Source organism: Oceanimonas smirnovii ATCC BAA-899 (genome assembly GCF_000381965.1).
GTDB lineage: Bacteria > Pseudomonadota > Gammaproteobacteria > Enterobacterales > Aeromonadaceae > Oceanimonas > Oceanimonas smirnovii.
Map to the genome: position 1 here is coordinate 142615 of NZ_KB908456.1, position 18576 is coordinate 161190.

General features: G+C 55.7%; 16 protein-coding genes. 2 read left to right on the forward strand and 14 right to left on the reverse strand.

Annotated elements, in window-relative coordinates; genetic code table 11:
* Position 1: 1 nt before the first annotated feature.
* The 14 genes from uvrY to G364_RS0105040 form a co-directional block, all read right to left on the reverse strand.
* Positions 2–643: a UvrY/SirA/GacA family response regulator transcription factor gene (gene uvrY / locus G364_RS0104975; RefSeq protein ID WP_026344701.1), complete on the reverse strand. Its 642-nt coding sequence runs from the start codon at positions 641–643 to the stop codon at positions 2–4.
* Positions 644–863: 220 nt separating this feature from the next.
* Positions 864–2762, reverse strand: coding sequence for a SurA N-terminal domain-containing protein (locus tag G364_RS0104980; protein ID WP_019934054.1), 1899 nt, complete (start codon positions 2760–2762; stop codon positions 864–866).
* Between the two features lie 113 nt (positions 2763–2875).
* Positions 2876–3148 carry an HU family DNA-binding protein gene (locus G364_RS0104985; RefSeq protein ID WP_026344702.1) on the reverse strand — a complete coding sequence of 91 codons (273 nt, stop codon included), beginning with the start codon at positions 3146–3148 and terminating at the stop codon, positions 2876–2878.
* Between the two features lie 165 nt (positions 3149–3313).
* Positions 3314–5665, reverse strand: coding sequence for an endopeptidase La (gene lon / locus G364_RS0104990; protein ID WP_019934056.1), 2352 nt, complete (start codon positions 5663–5665; stop codon positions 3314–3316).
* 137 nt (positions 5666–5802) lie between these two features.
* Positions 5803–7083, reverse strand: coding sequence for an ATP-dependent protease ATP-binding subunit ClpX (gene clpX / locus G364_RS0104995; protein WP_019934057.1), 1281 nt, complete (start codon positions 7081–7083; stop codon positions 5803–5805).
* Between the two features lie 85 nt (positions 7084–7168).
* A complete protein-coding gene (clpP, locus tag G364_RS0105000) occupies positions 7169–7792 on the reverse strand; it encodes an ATP-dependent Clp endopeptidase proteolytic subunit ClpP (RefSeq protein ID WP_051089261.1) in 624 nt (207 codons plus the stop codon).
* Positions 7793–7880: 88 nt separating this feature from the next.
* The gene (tig, locus tag G364_RS0105005) at positions 7881–9191 is read right to left on the reverse strand and encodes a trigger factor (RefSeq protein WP_019934059.1); all 1311 of its coding nucleotides are present in this window, start codon (positions 9189–9191) and stop codon (positions 7881–7883) included.
* Between the two features lie 220 nt (positions 9192–9411).
* Positions 9412–10392 carry a murein tripeptide/oligopeptide ABC transporter ATP binding protein OppF gene (oppF, locus tag G364_RS0105010; RefSeq protein ID WP_019934060.1) on the reverse strand — a complete coding sequence of 327 codons (981 nt, stop codon included), beginning with the start codon at positions 10390–10392 and terminating at the stop codon, positions 9412–9414.
* Positions 10385–11350: an oligopeptide ABC transporter ATP-binding protein OppD gene (oppD, locus tag G364_RS0105015; protein WP_019934061.1), complete on the reverse strand. Its 966-nt coding sequence runs from the start codon at positions 11348–11350 to the stop codon at positions 10385–10387. The genes oppF and oppD overlap by 8 nt, the downstream gene beginning before the upstream one ends.
* A gap of 11 nt (positions 11351–11361) precedes the next feature.
* Positions 11362–12270 carry an oligopeptide ABC transporter permease OppC gene (gene oppC, locus G364_RS0105020; RefSeq protein WP_019934062.1) on the reverse strand — a complete coding sequence of 303 codons (909 nt, stop codon included), beginning with the start codon at positions 12268–12270 and terminating at the stop codon, positions 11362–11364.
* 7 nt (positions 12271–12277) lie between these two features.
* Positions 12278–13198 (reverse strand): oligopeptide ABC transporter permease OppB, encoded by a 921-nt coding sequence (oppB, locus tag G364_RS0105025; protein ID WP_019934063.1) that lies wholly within the window; start codon positions 13196–13198, stop codon positions 12278–12280.
* 80 nt (positions 13199–13278) lie between these two features.
* Entirely contained in the window at positions 13279–14892 is a 1614-nt protein-coding gene (locus G364_RS0105030) for an ABC transporter substrate-binding protein (protein WP_019934064.1), read from the reverse strand.
* A gap of 204 nt (positions 14893–15096) precedes the next feature.
* On the reverse strand, positions 15097–16794 hold the full coding sequence (locus tag G364_RS0105035; RefSeq protein WP_019934065.1) for an NAD-dependent malic enzyme: 1698 nt from the start codon (positions 16792–16794) through the stop codon (positions 15097–15099).
* A gap of 120 nt (positions 16795–16914) precedes the next feature.
* Positions 16915–17997 (reverse strand): GGDEF domain-containing protein, encoded by a 1083-nt coding sequence (locus G364_RS0105040; protein ID WP_019934066.1) that lies wholly within the window; start codon positions 17995–17997, stop codon positions 16915–16917.
* A gap of 41 nt (positions 17998–18038) precedes the next feature.
* Between G364_RS0105040 and G364_RS17165 the strand changes: the two genes are divergently transcribed.
* Both G364_RS17165 and G364_RS0105050 read left to right on the forward strand, forming a co-directional pair.
* Complete coding sequence (locus G364_RS17165; RefSeq protein WP_019934067.1) at positions 18039–18176, forward strand: hypothetical protein; 138 nt, start codon at positions 18039–18041, stop codon at positions 18174–18176.
* 39 nt (positions 18177–18215) lie between these two features.
* Positions 18216–18566 (forward strand): ArsC family reductase, encoded by a 351-nt coding sequence (locus tag G364_RS0105050; protein WP_019934068.1) that lies wholly within the window; start codon positions 18216–18218, stop codon positions 18564–18566.
* Positions 18567–18576: the final 10 nt, after the last annotated feature.

Sequence of the window (18576 nt, forward strand, 5' to 3'; positions counted from 1 at the left end):
CCTAGATTTTCTCGGCGTCGAGCATACCGTAGCGAATGGCCAGGTGGGTCAGCTCCACATCACCATTAATATTAAGTTTACTGAACAACCGGTAACGATAGCTGTTCACGGTTTTGGGGCTCAGGTTCAACTGCTCGGAAATATCCGTTACTCGCTGGCCGCGGGTGATCATCAGCATGATCTGCAGCTCCCGCTCCGACAGTTCCTTGAACGGGTTTTCCTCATTGGAGAACTGACTCAGGGCCATGCGCTGGGCAATTTCCGGTGACAGATAACGCTGGCCGCTGTTCACCAGCCGAATGGCATTGATCATTTCTTCCGGCCCGGCACCCTTGGTCAGATAGCCGGCGGCACCTGCCTGCATGACCTTGGTGGGGAACGGGTTTTCGGTGTGAATGGTCAGAACAATGATTTTGATGTCCGGATTAAAACGCAGAATTTTGCGGGTGGCTTCCAGGCCGCCAATACCGGGCATATTCATGTCCATTAAAATCACGTCAGGATGATGCTCGCGACACCACTGCACGGCTTCTTCGCCGCTTTTGGCCTCGCCGGTCACCTTCATTCCCTTGACGTCTTCTAAAATGCGTCGGATCCCTGTGCGCACTAACTCATGGTCATCAACCAGGAATACGTTTATCAAAGCTGTTCTCCGACTGCTTGTGGCCTGCTTAGCATATATCAATTGGCTATGCTTCGCATTATAACGAAAAAACGCAGGCATTGGCCTGCTGGAATATCTTAAGTATCAAATCGGCGCGAACTTGGCAACTCACCGGCTCACAAAGCAAATAAAGTATGGCCGCAGTAAAAACAAAAACAGACGCCGAAGCGTCTGTTTTCAGTCATGGATATTGGCTGGCTCAGAAGAAACTGTCGTCTTCGCTGTCCAGCTGGCGATACTCAATGTCGGCTGCCGCTTTGAGGGCATTGATAAGGCTCAGGTAGTCACGCTGTCCTTGTACCCTGCTCTGTCCCTGGCGCACCAGTGCCAGCTCGTCAGAAGGGGTTTCAGGCGTATTTACCTCGTCCAGACGCAGCACCGCAATGTCACCGCCAACCAGAGACACTGTGCTCAGGCTGGGCTCTTCATCAGGTGCCGGCATGGCAAACAGGGCATTGAGCAGTGCCGGATCCTGGGCGCTCTCACGGGTAACCTGCTCAAGCCGGGTGCTGTTCAGCTCACGCTCACTCAGCCAGTTGTCGGCACTGCCTTCACGCCAGGCCTGCTCCAGCTCGGCTGCCGCCTGCTGCGCCAGTTCGCCGGCCTTGTCCTGCAACGCAAGCTCGGTGGCCTCGGCTTTCACTTCTGCAAAGTCACGCACCGCTGCCGGCCGGTAGTCGAGCACTCGAATAACGACCGCCTGATTGGTATCCAGCTCAATAATATCGGAGTTCATACGCTGCTCACGCAGCTCAACAGAGAAGGCTTTGTTGATCACCCGGGTGTCATTCAGCTCTTCCGGCAGCTCACCGGCAGCCACAAAGTCGGTAGACGCTATGGTCAGGCCCAGTTCTTCAGCCGCAATATCCAGCGAGTCGGGGAATTCAAAGGCCAGCTCCGCCAGACGCTGTTCACGCTGATAGAAGTCGTCACCAGCCTGCTCCTGAGCCAAACGCTCGGCAATGCTGTTTCGCACTTCGTCCAGGGGTTTTACCTGAGCCGGGCGAACTTCAAGCAGCTTGATAATGTGCAGGCCAAAGTCCGTTTCTACCACACCGGAAACATCGCCTGTTTCTGCCAGAGCAAAAGCGGCATTATCAAAGGCCGGATCCAGAGTGCCCGCTTCCATCCAGTCCAGCTCGCCGCCTTTTTCACCGGTAAAAGTGTCATCAGACTCAGTTTCAGCCAGCTCGGCAAAGTCTTCACCGGCGTTCAGGCGGGACAGGATGCCGTCGATTTTTTCAGCGACATCATCACCTTTATTGACCATAATATGGGCCACGCGGCGCTGTTCCGGCTGAGTGTAACTGGCCTGGTTAGCAGCGTAATAATCTTCAATCGCCTGCTCGTCAATATCCGCCGCCGTCACTGTGCCTGCATCCAGCAGCACATAGTTCAGCTTCACTTGCTCAGGACGCTGAAAACGCTCTGGGTGAGCCTCATACCAGGCTTTTGCTTCTTCTTCACTGACGGCAGCACTGGCCTCGAATTGTTCAAGCGGTAAACGGACCAGGGTAGCGCTGCGCTGCTGGTGAGTCAGACGGTCCAGCAGACCGGCTTCGCTTTCCAGCGAAAAGGCAGAGCCTACCACCGCATTCAATAACATCTGGCGGTTCAGATCCTGGCGAATGCTGTCACGCAGCTGCTCCGGGCTCAGATTATTACGGCTTAGCAGCTGCAGATAACGCTCGTTGTCAAACTGGCCGTCTACCTGAAACTCGGGCAAAGAGCGAATGGCATTGCGCACCTGCTCATCGCTGGCACGCAGCTGCAAATCATCAATTTTCTGGTCAATCAGGCGCTGCTCAATCAACTGCTCCAGCACAGAGCGGCGAATTTGCGCCACATAGGCAGGATCGGCCAGCAGCTGGCTGAACTGCTCGCCCAGCTGACTCTGCAAACGAGCGCGCTCGTTGCTATAGGCATTTTCCAGTGCCTGAGCAGAAATCTCATCGCCGTTAACCACAGCCGCTATCTGTCTGGCAGGCTGAGTCACATAGCTGCCCACCCCCGCCAGGGCAAAAGACAGTATGATGGCACCCAGAATGATCTTGGAGGTAGTGCCCTGAGCACCTTCTCGCAGTTTGTCAAAAAACATAAGTTGTTATTGCTCCCGATGGCGGCAGGCCGCCAGTACCGAAAAAAAAGCGCACCACCGGATGCGCCTTGTTCGGAGTCAGTGTGGCCGGCAGTATTGCCGGCGTGCTGATATCAGTTAACGGCGTCTTTCAGGGCCTTTCCGGCTTTGAATGCAGGTGTTTTGGCCGCGGCAATCTGAATGGTGGCACCGGTTTGCGGGTTGCGGCCGGTACGGGCGGCGCGCTCACGCACTTCAAAAGTACCAAAGCCAACCAGAGAGACAGACTCACCATCTTTCAGAGTTTCGGTGATCGCTTCCACGAAAGCATCCAGTGCACGGCCGGCAGACGCCTTGGTGATGTCGGCGCCATCGGCGATTCTGTCAATCAGTTGAGATTTATTCACGGTCATTCCCCTTCATTTTATATTTGGCGTTGGTCGGATGACACAACCCTGTTATTTGAGTCTGATGACAGGGCTTCATCCCGACCCTGTCATCACAAGCTTTCCAAGGCTACTGCGACTCTCGGCTACTGACAAGCCTCAAACCGCAGCCGAGAGCGAAAAACCTCAGGCAGATGCCACGGTAAAGCCTTCCGGCGGCTGTTCCAGGGCCAGTTCCAGCACTTCATCCACCCAGCGCACCGGATAAATGTCCAGATCGCCTTTGACGTTATCGGGAATTTCTTCCAGGTCACGCTCATTTTCGGCCGGGATCACCACCCGCTTGATGCCACCACGGTGGGCCGCCAGCAGTTTTTCCTTAAGGCCACCAATGGGCAGCACTTCGCCGCGCAGGGTGATCTCGCCGGTCATGGCCACATCGGCGCGCACCGGGTTGCCGGTGAGGCTGGACACCAGAGCGGTACACATGGCAATGCCGGCACTGGGGCCATCTTTGGGCGTGGCACCTTCGGGCACGTGCACATGAATATCCCGCTTCTCGTAAAAGTCGGCGTTAATGCGCCACTTTTCGGCGCGGGAGCGTACCACCGTCAGGGCCGCCTGAATGGACTCCTGCATCACATCGCCCAGGGAGCCGGTGTAAGACAGCTTGCCCTTGCCCGGCACGTTGGCCACTTCAATGGTCAGCAGGTCGCCACCCACTTCGGTCCAGGCCAGTCCGGTTACCTGACCTATCTGATTGCTTTCTTCTGCCTTGCCATAGTCAAAGCGAATAACGCCCAGATAATTTTTCAGGTTGTCACCATTAATCACGACCTGTTTGATATCTTTATTAAGCAGAATTTCCTTCACCGCCTTGCGGCACAGCTTGGAAATTTCACGCTCCAGACTACGCACCCCGGCTTCCCGGGTATAGTAGCGAATAATGCCGATAATGGCAGAATCTTCCACTACCAGCTCATTTTCTTTCAGGCCATTTCGGCTGATCTGCTTGGACAGCAAATGTCGTTTGGCAATATTGAGCTTTTCGTCTTCGGTGTAGCCGGACAGCCGAATCACTTCCATTCGGTCCAGCAGCGGCCCGGGAATGTTCATGGAGTTGGAGGTGGCCACAAACATCACATCGGAAAGGTCATAATCCACTTCCAGATAATGATCGTTAAAGCTGTGATTCTGCTCCGGATCCAGTACCTCCAGGAGGGCGGAAGACGGGTCACCACGCATGTCCGACGACATTTTGTCGATTTCGTCGAGCAGGAACAGCGGGTTGCGCACGCCCACCTTGGCCATTTTCTGAATCAGCTTGCCGGGCATGGAGCCGATATAGGTACGGCGGTGACCGCGGATTTCCGCCTCGTCACGCACGCCGCCCAGCGCCATGCGCACATATTTACGACCGGTGGATTTGGCAATGGACTGCCCCAGCGAGGTTTTACCCACACCGGGCGGACCCACCAGGCACAAAATGGGGCCTTTAATCTTGTTGGTCCGGCTCTGTACCGCCAGATATTCAATAATGCGCTCTTTGACCTTTTCCAGGCCATAGTGATCCGCGTCGAGCACTTCCTCGGCCTTGGCCAGATCTTTTTTCACCTTGGACTTTTTCTTCCAGGGTACCGACACCATCCAGTCGATATAACCACGCACAACCGTGGCTTCTGCCGACATGGGTGACATCATTTTCAGCTTGGCAAGCTCGGCCTCGGTCTTTTGTCTGGCCTCGTCGGTCATGCCGGCGTCTTCAATTTTCTGCTGCAGCGCTTCAAATTCGTCGGGCACATCATCCAGCTCGCCCAGCTCTTTCTGAATGGCCTTCATCTGCTCATTCAGGTAATACTCACGCTGGCTCTTTTCCATCTGCTTTTTCACGCGGGCGCGAATGCGGCGCTCCACCTGCAGCAGATCCATCTCCGACTCCATCATTGCCATCAGGTACTCGAGGCGTTCACTGACCTCAACAATTTCCAGTACCTTCTGCTTGTCTTCCAGCTTCAGCGGCATGTGGGCTGCCATGGTGTCCGCCAGACGGGCAGCATCTTCAATGGCCGACAGCGAGGTCAGCACCTCGGGCGGAATTTTCTTGTTAAGCTTGATGTAGCCTTCAAACTGGGTGATGGCAGAGCGCACCAGCACTTCCTGCTCGCGCTCGTCCAGGGCCTGGGTGGCCAGATACTGGGCTTCAGCTACAAAGTAGCCGTCTTCTTCCCGCAGCTGATCGAGCTGAGCCCGCTGGGCCCCTTCTACCAGTACCTTGACGGTACCATCGGGCAACTTGAGCATTTGCAGTACGTTGGCCACAGTGCCCACCTGATAGACATCATCCGAACCCGGATCGTCGGTGGACGCATCTTTCTGAGCAACCAGCAGTACCTTCTTGTCCTGCTCCATGGCTGCTTCCAGGCAGCGAATGGATTTTTCCCGTCCTACGAACAGCGGGATCACCATATGAGGGTAAACCACCACGTCACGGAGAGGCAGGACGGGAGTTTCGATGCGTTCGGAACGCTCTAGGGTCATAATGTCCTCTCGGCTTGAATGCAAAGTATTAGCGCTTGGATGAGTATATGGGGGCAGGATCGCAAGATTCAATCACAACACCCGCAAAAACGAAAAAAGGGGCAAAAAGCCCCTTTTTCAGCTCAAAAAAGCCGCATTCAGTCGCCGGAAGCAGCCTGGCTGTCGCCTTTCTCATAAATGAGAATGGGATCAGACTCACCTTTGATCACGGTTTCGTCAATCACCACCTTGGACACGTCGTCCATGGACGGCAGATCATACATGGTGTCGAGCAGTACAGCCTCTACAATGGAGCGCAGGCCCCGTGCCCCGGTCTTGCGTTCCATGGCCTTACGGGCAATCGCACGCAGGGCGTCGTCACGAAACTCAAGCTCGACATCCTCCAGAGAGAACAAGGCACCATACTGCTTGGTAAGGGCGTTTTTAGGCTCAGACAGGATCTGCACCAAAGCCTCTTCGTCCAGCTCAGTGAGGGTTGCCACCACCGGCAGACGCCCGATGAACTCGGGGATCAGGCCATACTTCACCAGATCTTCCGGCTCTACCCGGGTGAAGATATCACTCAGGCTGGATTTCTGATCCCGGGATTTCACCTCAGCACCAAAACCAATGCCGGTGCCCTTGTCCATGCGCTGCTCAATGACCTTGTCGAGACCGGCAAAAGCACCACCACACACAAACAGGATTTTGGAAGTATCTACCTGCAAAAATTCCTGCTGCGGATGTTTGCGTCCGCCCTGGGGCGGCACCGAGGCTACCGTGCCTTCAATCAGTTTCAGCAATGCCTGCTGCACGCCCTCGCCCGACACGTCCCGGGTAATGGACGGGTTATCGGACTTACGGGAAATCTTGTCGATTTCATCGATGTAAACAATGCCACGCTGGGCTTTTTCCACATCGTAGTCGCACTTTTGCAGCAGCTTCTGAATAATGTTCTCGACATCTTCGCCCACATAACCGGCTTCGGTCAGGGTGGTGGCATCGGCCATGGTAAAGGGCACGTCCAGCAGACGGGCCAGGGTTTCCGCCAGCAGGGTTTTGCCCGAGCCGGTAGGACCAATCAGCAGAATGTTGGACTTGCCCAGTTCAACGCCGTCGGCACCAGTGGCATTGCGCAGCCGCTTGTAGTGGTTGTATACCGCTACCGCCAGCACTTTTTTGGCATGATCCTGACCAATGACATAATCGTCCAGATGAGCACGGATTTCATGAGGCGTGGGCAGGGCATCGCCCTCACGCTTGGGTGAAATATCCTTGATCTCTTCCCGAATGATGTCTTCGCACAGTTCGACACATTCGTCACAAATATAGACAGAAGGGCCGGCGATCAGCTTGCGCACTTCATGTTGGCTTTTACCGCAAAAGGAACAGTACAGCAATTTGCCGCCGTCCCCTTCGCCCTTGCGTTTGTCTGTCATTCAGTCACCTCGTGTGGATGCAGCGCGGGGTGTCACCCTGTTCGGGCCTCTACTGCACAGTGTACAGCACCCCGCCCCGCTTTGCTCAGTCGCGCTTGAGAAGCACCTCGTCAACCAGGCCGTATTCTTTGGCCTGTTCCGCTGACATAAAGTTGTCGCGGTCGGTATCGCGCTCGACCACCGACAGATCCTGGCCGGTATGCTCGGCCAGCAGCCGGTTGAGCTTTTCCTTGATATAGAGAATTTCCTTGGCGTGGATCTGAATGTCCGACGCCTGCCCCTGAAAGCCACCCAGGGGCTGGTGAATCATCACCCGGCTGTTGGGCAGGGCAAAGCGCTTGCCCGGTGCACCGCCGGCCAGCAAAAACGCTCCCATGGAGCAGGCCTGTCCCATGCACACAGTGCTGACGTTAGGCTTGATAAACTGCATGGTATCGTAGATGGACATGCCCGCAGTCACGGAGCCACCCGGCGAATTGATATACAGATAAATGTCTTTTTCCGGATTTTCTGATTCCAGAAACAGCAGCTGGGCGCAGATCAGGTTGGCCATGTGATCTTCAACCTGACCGGTCAGAAATATCACCCGCTCCTTCAGCAGCCGCGAGTAAATATCGTAGGAACGCTCACCCTTGGCTGTCTGCTCCACCACCATGGGGATCAGGGCGGCCAGAGGGCCGTCCGTCATCGGATTCTGGTTGTTCGACATAAAATTTGTGTCCCTAAAACAAAATGGCCCGAGTGCACTTACACTGGGGCCATTATACGCAAGAGCTTGATGCTTAAGTCAAATGATCTTAAGCGCCCATACCCGGCTTGTTCATCACTTCGTCAAAGGAAACCTGCTTGTCGGTCACCTTGGCCTGAGACAGCACAAACTCGATAGCCTGATCTTCTACCGCCAGGCTGCGCACGTTTTCCAGCAGCTGGGGGTTATCGTTGTAGTAAGCCACCACTTCAGACGGATCTTCATAGGCAGACGCCATGGAGGTGATGATTTCCTGTACCTTGGCGTCGTCAGCCTTGATCTCATTGGTCTTGATCAGCTCGCCCAGCACCAGACCCACGCGCACGCGACGCTCGGCCTGATCCTTGAACAGTTCAGCAGGCAGCTCAGGCGCATTTTTTGCGTCCAGACCACCAAACCGCTGCATGGCCTGCTTGCGCAGCGTGTCTACTTCACTGTTGATCAGAGACTGGGGCACTTCTACCTGGTTCTGCTCCAGCAGACCGTCAATCACCTGCTCTTTCACGGACGCTTTCAGGGCCTGAGCCAGTTCGCGCTCCATGTTTTTGCGTACTTCGGCTTTCAGGCCGTCAACGCTGCCGTCGGCAATGCCAAAGCGCTTCACGAACTCTTCGGTCAGTTCGGGCAGCTGCTGGGCTTCTACCTTGGTCAGGGTGATGGCGAAGCTGGCCGGCTTGCCCTTCAGGTTTTCGGCGTGATATTCCTCGGGGAAGGTCACTTCAATGGTGAACTCGTCGCCGGCTTTCTTGCCCAGCAGACCGTCTTCAAAGCCCGGGATCATGCGGCCGGAGCCCAGTACCAGCACGAAGTCATCGGCCTTGCCGCCTTCAAACTCTTCACCGTCTACAGCGCCCACAAAGTTCATGGTCACGCGGTCGCCGTCTTCGGCGGCGCGGTCGGCTTCGGTCCAGTCGGCGTGCTGCTTGCGCAGGGTGTCGATCATATTGTCCAGATCGGCATCGGTCACTTCGGCCTGTGGCTTCTCAACGGCTACGGCGTCCAGACCTTTTACTTCCACTTCCGGATACACTTCAAAGGTAGCGGTAAAGGTGAAGTCTTCGCCGGTCTTGATCGGCGTCGGCTCCATGGTGGGCATGCCCGCCGGGTTGAGCTTTTCGCTCATTACGGCTTCAAAGAAGTTGCGCTGCATCAGCTCGCCGGCCACGTCGGCTTCAACGGACGGACCAAACATTTTCTTGATAACGGTCAGCGGGGCTTTACCGGGACGGAAGCCGTCAATACGACGGGTTTTGGCCAGCTGACGCAGACGGCTGTTCACTTCACCGCTTACCTGATCGGCGGGAACAGTAATGGTCAGGCGGCGCTCCAGGCCCTGGGTCGTCTCTACAGAAACTTGCATTCTTTTACCTCAATGTTCTTCAGCACAGCGGTGCTGACCCTGTGATATGTGAAACAGCCCGGGCTGCTCCTTGGATCCTGATGAAGACTCGGTCTTCGCTAAAAACAGACGCGGCATTATAACGGTGCTGTTTGCCAGCGTCGAGTAACGAAAACGCTCCCTGGCCAAGGAATATGGGGCTAAAATGGTGCTTTTCAAGGCGTTTGCATGTTTTTTACCATCAAGTCGCCTTAAAACAGGCCACCTTGTGTTCGGCCGCTCCCATCAGGCGAGGCATGGACTGCCCGCATGCTTCATCTGCCAGCGGACAACGGGTGCGGAACACACAACCCGACGGCGGACTGAGTGGTGAGGGCAATTCCCCTTCCAGCAACGGTACCGACTTGGCCCTTTCTGCATCGGGATCCGGCACCGGCACGGCGCTGAGCAGTGCCTGCGTATAAGGATGCTTTGGAGCCTTATAAAGGGCGTGCTTGTCGGCCAGCTCAACGCCATGGCCCAGATACATCACCAGCACTCTGGTCGAGATATGGCGCACCACCGACAGATCGTGAGCAATAAAGATCAGCGCCAGCCCCATTTCCCGTTGCAGATCCTTCAGCAGGTTGATCACCTGGGCCTGCACCGACACATCCAGTGCCGAAACCGGCTCGTCACAGATAATCAGTTTGGGCTTTAATATCAGCGCCCGGGCAATGCCAATGCGCTGACACTGGCCGCCGGAAAACTCATGGGGATAGCGGTTAATCAGGTTGGGCAGCAGCCCCACCCGCGCCATCATGGCTTCTACTCGCTGGCGCACTTCGGCCTTGCCAAGTTTGGGATAATAGGTATTCAGCGGCTCGGCAATAATGTCGCCCACCGTCATGCGCGGATTAAGCGAGGCCAGCGGATCCTGAAAGATCATCTGCATGTCCCGGCGCACTTCACGCCACTGACTGTCAGACATACCGTTCAGCTCCCGCCCCAGCCAGCTCACACTGCCGCCTGTGCTGTGCACCAGACCAATAATGGCCCGGGCAAGGGTAGACTTGCCACAGCCCGACTCTCCCACTATCCCTAAGGTTTCGCCGGGAGCCACCTCCAGGCTGACGCTGTCCACCGCTTTTAATTGCTGTGGTGCCTGCCAGGGCCAGGATTTGTTGGCACGCACGGCAAAGTGCACCTTCAGATCATTCACTTGCAGCAAGGGCTCAGTCATGGCTCACCTCCAGAAAACAGGCGCAGCGGCGGCCGGCGGCGGTATTGACCAGGGGCGGTGTCTGCTCACGGCAGCGTGCAAACACATGGGGGCAACGCTGCTGAAACGGGCAGCCTGGCGGCAGCCGCAGCAGGTTGGGCGGATTGCCGGCAATGGTATGCAATGTCTCACTGTTACTATCCAGCCGGGGAATGGCCTGCAGCAGCCCCTGAGTGTAAGGGTGCTCCGGCTGATAAAAGAGCTCCCGCACCGCTCCGGTTTCCATGGTGCGCCCTGCATACATCACCAGTACTCGATCACAACTGCCCGCCACCACGCCCAGGTCGTGAGTAATCAGAATAATGGCGGTGTTGAACTCGGTTTTCAGCTCATTGAGCAGACTCATGATCTGGGCCTGCACCGTCACGTCCAGCGCCGTGGTGGGTTCATCGGCAATCAGTAGTTTTGGCCGGCACAAGAGTGCCATGGCAATCATCACCCGCTGGCGCATGCCGCCGGAAAACTCATGAGGATAACGGCCCATGCGATCCCGCGCTTCGGGTATTTTTACCGCCTCCAGCATGCGCACCGACTCGTTAAAAGCCTGCTGCCGGCTTATCCCCTTGTGCAGCACCAGCACTTCCATCAGCTGCTCGCCCACTTTCATGTAGGGATTGAGCGAGGTCATGGGGTCCTGAAAAATCATGGCAATTTCTTCGGCACGAATGCGGTTCAGTGCCCGCTGAGACAACCCCAGCAACTCTTTACCCTGATAGCGCAGGCTGCCACTGGTGCGGCCGTTTTTGGCCAGCAACCCCATAATGGCAAAGGCAGTCTGACTTTTGCCTGAGCCCGATTCCCCTACAATTCCCAGGGTCTCGCCGGCGTTGAGTGAAAAACTCAGATCATTCACCGCGACCACCTGCCCTTCCGGAGTAGCAAACTCCACCCTCAGAGCATCGACATTAAGCAGTTCCATACCAGCCTCCGTCAGCGGTCGCGGGGATCCAGGGCATCACGCAGGCCATCCCCCAGAAAGTTAAAACAAAACAGGGTCACCACCATAAAACCGGCAGGGAACAGCAGCTGCCAGGGGGCCACTTCCATCGACTTGGCGCCTTCATCCAGCAGAGCCCCCCAGCTGGTCATGGGCTCCTGTACTCCCAGCCCCAGAAAGCTGAGAAACGACTCAAACAAAATCATGCCCGGCACCAGCAGGGTGGCGTAGACCACCACTATGCCCAGCACGTTGGGCACAATATGGCGCACAATAATGCGAAACCGGCTCACGCCGCACACTTCGGCGGCCTCGATAAACTCCCGGCGTTTCAGGCTCAGGGTCTGGCCGCGCACAATCCGCGCCATATCGAGCCAGCTGACCGCACCAATGGCAAAGAAAATAAGCCCGATATTACGGCCAAAAAAGGTCACCAGCAGGATCACAAAGAACATAAAGGGAAAGGAGTACAGAATTTCCAGTATGCGCATCATCACCCTGTCGGTGCGCCCGCCCACAAAGCCGGCGGTGGCCCCGTAAAGAGTGCCGATCACCACTGCCACCAGGGCACCGAGCAGGCCCACCATCAGCGAGATGCGCCCGCCCACCAGGGTACGCACAAATAAATCCCGCCCCAGGGAGTCGGTCCCGAAATAGTGACCACTGGCCAGCTCAGGGGCCGCCATCATGGCTCCCCAGTCGGTGTCGTCATAGGCATAATCAGAAAAAGCCGGCCCGGCAATTACCAGTACCGTCATCAGCAATAGCATAAGCAGGCTGGCCAGCGCCGCCCGGTTTTGCAAAAAGCGACGGCGGGCATCGGCCCACAGCGAGCGGCCCTTGACCTCCAGCTCATCGGCAAACTGGAGCACGGCCACGGTTTTATCCTTGGTGGTAACCATGAATACCTCAGTAACGGATTTTGGGATCGATCAGGGCGTAAAGAATATCGACCACCGCATTAAAGGTGATGGTAAGCGCCCCCACCAGAATGGTGAGTCCCAGCACCATGGAGTAGTCCCGGTTCAGTGCGCCGTTCACAAACAGCTGACCGATACCGGGCAGACCAAAGATAGTTTCTATCACTACCGAGCCGGTAATGATGCCCACAAAGGCCGGCCCCAGATAGGACACCACCGGCAGCAGCGCCGGCCGCAGGGCATGGCGAAGCAGAATGCGCGACATGGGCAGCCCTTTTGCCCTGGCGGTACGAATAAAGGGCGCGTTCATCACTTCTATCATGGCACCGCGCATAATGCGGGCAATGGCGGCTATGTAGTGCATCATCATGGCAGTCACCGGCAGCACCAGATATTGCCAGCCACCGCCCTGCCAGCCACCCGCGGGCAGCCACTTAAGCGCGATGGAAAAGGCCAGAATAAGCAGCGGTGCCAGCACAAAGGAAGGAATCACCACCCCCAGCATGGCACCGGACATCACCATATAATCCACCCAGCTGTTTTGCCGGAGCGCCGCTGTCATGCCGGCTGCCACACCAAATAGCACGGCCCCGGCAAAGGCAAACAGACCAATGCGGGCCGATACCGGCAGCGCCTGTGCCACCAGATCGTTTACGGTAAAGTCCCGGTATTTAAAGGACGGCCCCAGATCGCCCTGCGCCAGATTGCCCAGATAAGTGAAGTACTGCTCCATCACCGGTTTGTCGAGGCCGTATTTGGCTTCGATATTGGCCATGACTTCCGGCGGCAGGGCCCGTTCCGAGCTGAACGGGTTGCCCGGCGCAAAACGCATCATAAAAAAGGAGATGGTGATCAGCACCAGCAGGGTGGGAATGGCTTCCAGCACCCGCCTGAGGATGAATTTAAACATGGGTTAACCTTTAGGGAAGCACCAGCAGCATGAAGAAAACAAGGTTGGGACGAGTCCCAACCTGATTCATCAGGGCGCGATTACTTCGCCTTGATATACATATCCTTGCTGTAGAGGTTATCCAGCGGGTTATCAGGGTAGCCACCCACTGTGGGCTGTACCAGCCGCGCTTTTACATACTGATAAACCGGCGCTATGGGCATGTCTACCGCCAGAATTTCCTCGGCCTGGGCATAAAGATCGTTGCGGGCGCTTTCATCAGTGGCCAGGCGCGAGGCCGACATCAGCTTGTCGAACGCGGGGCTGCTGTATTTGCCGTCGTTATTGCCATGGCCGCTTTGCATCAGATCCAGCATGCTGGACGCCTCGTTATAGTCGGCAATCCAGCCGGCCCGGGCCACGTCAAAGTTGCCCTGGGTTTTGGTGTCGAGGTAGGTTTTCCACTCCTGATTAACCAGCTCCACTTCCACCCCCAGATGCTTTTTCCACATGGAAGCAATGGCCACCGCCACCTTGCGGTGATTGTCGTTGGTGTTATAGAGCAATTCAAAGCGCAGCGGATTGCTCTTGCCGTAGCCGGCGGCTTCGATCAGCTCACGGGCTTTTTCATCCCGTTGTTGCTGGCTCCAGCCGGCCCAGTCCAGTGCCGGCGGGGTAAAACCGTCGACTACCTCTGGGGCCAGGGTGTAGGCAGGAATTTCCCCCTGCCCCATTACCTTATGGGCAATAATGTCACGGTCGATGGCATAAGACAGCGCATTGCGCACCCGGGCATCATCAAAGGGCGGTTTCCGGGTATTGAACACATAGTAGTAAGTGCCTACATAGCCGCCCACGCGAATGGCATCGGGGTGGCTGGCCTGCAGCCGCTTGAAGTGCTCCAGCGGAATTTCATAGGTCATGTCCAGCTCGCCCGACAAAAACCGGTTCATTTCGGCGTTCTGGGACGCGATGGGCAAAAAGGTGACTTCTTCCACCACGGTGGCGTTGTTATTCCAGTAATGAGGGTTGCGCTTCAGCTCTATGCGCTCGTTCACCACCCAGTTTTTCAGCTGGTAGGCACCGTTGGATACCATATTGCCCACCCGGGTCCATTCATCACCGTATTTTTCTACTGTGGCCCTGTGCACCGGATAGGTGGAAGTGTGAGACAGCATGGACACAAAATAAGGCACCGGACTGGCCAGGGTGATTTGCAGCGTGTGCTCATCCAGGGCTTTTACGCCCAGCTCACTGGCGGGCTTGTCGCCGTTGACCACCTCAGTGGCGTTAACAATGGTGGCTTTTTCCAGATACCAGGAATAAGGGGACGCGGTATTGGGATCCACTGCCCGCTTGAAGGCATATTCAAAGTCGGCGGCGGTCACGGCATCACCGTTGGACCATCTGGCATCCTTGCGCAAATGGAACAGATATACCAGGTTGTCGTCGGTTTCCCAGCGCTCGGCTACGCCGGGCACCACTTCGCCGTTGGGGCCGGAATTGACCAATGCTTCAAACAGGTCTCTCAGTACATTGGCCTCGGGTACGCCTTCCACTTTATGCGGATCAAGGGATGCAGGCTCGGAGCCATTGCCTCGTACCAGTTGCTGAATATCGGCAAGCTGAGTGCCTTCGGGCACAACGGCAGCATAAGCAGGCAATGCCGGCAGGGTGGCAAGCGACAGGGCAAGCAGGGATGTTTTCAGCGTCATGATTCTCTCCTTGAGTGAGCGCAACAGGCTCAGTGGTCCTGATTTCAATTCGGTTATAGCATGACAAAATTCCAAAATAAACGAAACAACTGGTTTACATCACCAATATGCTGGCCATATCCAGAATGAATAAGAGCCAAAGGTAAACAAAAAAGGCATGCCGAAGCATGCCTTTTCACCGTTATTCAATATAAGCCGGCGTGATCAGAAAGAAACGCGGCGATACTGGCGGTATTCCGGAGTCCAGTAGTTGAACTCAATGGCCTTATCCAGCTGCTCATCGGAAATCTGCAGCGCATGGCCCTGCAACTGAGCGGTTTTGGCAACCATTTTGGCAATCTGGCGGCTTACCTGCTGAATCTCGCCCAGCGGCGGCAGCAAGGCACCTTCACCATTTTTCGCCAGCGGCGAGCAGGCGGCCAGAGCACGGCTGGATGCCATCAGCATGGCATCGGTCACCCGCTTGGCACCACAGGCCAGTACCCCCAGACCAATGCCGGGGAAGATGTAGGAGTTATTGCACTGGGCAATCTCGTACAGAGTCCCTTTGTACTCTACCGGTGCAAAGGGACTGCCGGTGGCGACCAGCGCCTTGCCGTCGGTCCAGTTAATGATCTCTTCCGGCGTGGCTTCAACCCGGGAAGTGGGGTTGGACAACGGGAAGATAATGGGACGTTCACAGTGGGCGTGCATGGTCTGCACCACTTCCTTGGTAAACAGACCCGGCTGTCCGGAAACACCGATAAGAATATCGGGCTTGGCGTTCTGCATCACTTCCAGCAGCGAGATATTGTCACCGGCCACGGTCCAGTCCTGCAAGTTCTCCGCAGACTGGGCCAGCGGGCGCTGAAAGTCCACCAGGTTAGGCATATTGTCGGTGAGCAGACCAAAACGATCTACCATGTAGACCCGCTCACGGGCCTTGGCATCAGACAGGCCTTCGGCCTTCATCTGCGCCACTATCTGCTCGGCAATACCACAACCGGCGGAGCCGGCACCCAGGAAAGCAACCTTTTTATCGGACAGTTTGCTGCCGCTGGCCTGACAGGCAGCAATCAGTGAACCCAGGGTCACGGCGGCGGTGCCCTGAATGTCATCATTAAAGCAGCACAGCTCGTCTTTATAACGGTTCAGCACCGGCATGGCGTTCTTCTGGGCAAAGTCTTCAAACTGCAGCAGTACGTTCGGCCAGCGACGTTTCACTGCCTGAATAAAGGCATCGACAAATTCTTCGTATTCCTCGCCGGTGACCCGCGGGTTGCGCCAGCCCATGTACATGGGATCTTTCAGCAGCTGCGGGTTATTGGTACCCGGATCCAGCACCACCGGCAGAGTATAAGCCGGAGAAATGCCGCCACAGGCCACATACAAAGACAGCTTGCCAATGGGAATGCCCATGCCGCCAATGCCCTGGTCACCCAGGCCCAGAATGCGCTCGCCATCGGTAACCACAATCACCTTAACGTTACGCTTGGTGGCGTTTTGCAGAATGTCGTCGATATGGTCTTTATCGGCATAAGAGATAAACAGACCCCGGGCGCGACGATAGATATTGGAGAACTCCTCACAGGCCTGCCCCACAGTCGGGGTATAGATGATGGGCATCATCTCGGTGAGGTGATCTTCTACCAGACGATAAAACAGGGTTTCGTTGGTATCCTGAATGTTGCGCAGATAGATGTGTTTATCGAGATTATTCTGAAACCCGCAGTACTGCTTGTAGGCCCGCTCGACCTGCTCTTCGATGGTTTCAATATTATTAGGAAGAAGACCGTCCAGGTTAAATGCCAGCCGTTCTTCCTTGGTGAACGCACTGCCCTTGTTCAGCAAGGGAGTTTCAAGCAGCGCAGGGCCAGCATAGGGGATGTAAAGGGCACGTTTGTCCTGATGGTCTTGGGGCATAGACATCTCGCTTAGTTATTTTTCCGCAGGAAAGTCATGAGTGGTAATTACAGTACGGGGGCTTGGCAAGCAGTATAAGCCAAGCCTCGTATACAAACCACCACTCAAAGGGCTTATTAATCACGCCGCCGCTTGTATACAGTTACGACCACTGCGTTTAGCCTCATACAACGCCTCATCGGCCCGGTTCAGCAACTGCTGCAGTTCACTGTGATGATCGCCCTGCACCACACCGGCACTGAGAGTCACGGTAATTTCTTCCTCACCCAGCGGATTTTCTACCGGCTGGGATTCGACTGCCAGGCGTAATGTTTCGGCCTGGCGTAATCCTTGCTCCAGCGGTGTATCGGGCAGCAGCACCATAAACTCTTCCCCGCCATAGCGGGCCATGATGGCCTCTGAGCCAAAAATATCTCCCAGGGTGGTGGCTACTCTTACCAGCACTTCATCACCCATCAGGTGGCCATATTCATCGTTGATGCGCTTGAATTTATCCAGATCGAACAGAATAAGCGTAAATGGCTTGCCCGGCTGCTCCTGCTGAACCTGCTCCAGCTGACGAAGAAACAGCCGCCGGTTCATTAAGCGGGTCAGCGGATCCCGGGTAGACTCCCGGTATAAATCCAGCAACATGCGTAACTGGCCGGCCTGCACCCAGATCATGGCCAGACTGAAACAAATCAGCAGCCATAATCGATCCAGTAGTGCACCGTTATTCAGACTGCGGGAATCCAGCCAGTAATCCGTTGCCAGTACACAGACAATCACCATCAGTGCCACTCTCAGACCGGATTTGACCGGCAGCGGCAGCACACTCAGCAGTGCCAGCAGAAAATAAGGAAAAGCAATATAACCGATGGGAATGGGCGTGCCGTCGCGAAAGCTCCACAAGCTGACAAAGTTAAAAATCAGCAACACGCCCAGCAGAAAATAAAGGGAAGCAAACATCCAGCGCCGGTTCAGCTTGCATAAATAGCTGAGGGGCAGCAAAGGGGTCAGCATGGCACCGGTGATCAGCCTGATTTTCCAGATCAGCTGAAAGTGTGCCGAATCCAGTACCCACCAGTCCACCGCAATCCAGCCGGCAATGCCACCAATCAATAACATCACCAGCCAGCGAAAACGAATGGCCACAAAGCCGATGCGCGTCAGTTTAAAATCACCGGAGTGATAGCTGTCGCTCCAGTATTCCTTGAGTTCCAAGCCTTTCCCCTCTTTTGTTAAGGCAAAGCGAATGAAAAGCCATGCAAGACAATATCAGCCTTACTGATATTGCAGCGGCGGTGACGGAATTCGAAAAAACGCTAACACTACCCAAAGCAGCCGCCATGCGCCAGCGGATTTTCACCATTATCCGGCCCGGTTGCAGCCTTGGGTGTTAAGTGACAAAATTCCGTTCACCCTTTCAGGAAGACAACATCATGACCGTGATTCTTTACGGCATCAAAAACTGCGATACCGTCAAAAAAGCTCGCAAGTGGCTGGAACAGGCCGGCGTAGACTACCACTTTAAAGACCATCGTGCTGACGGGCTGGATCCGGCACAACTGGACCACTGGCTGAGTGTGCTGGGTCATGAGGCGCTGGTCAACAAGCGCGGCACCACCTGGCGGGCGCTGAGCGATGAACAAAAAGCCACGCTTGGCCCAGATACCGCAGCCGCCCTGCTGCTGGCCAAGCCTGCCATGATCAAACGCCCGCTGCTGAACATTGACGGCGAGCTTCATCTTGGTTTTAAACCTGAGCTGTATGCCAGCTTGTTCAACCAATAATACGTTAAGG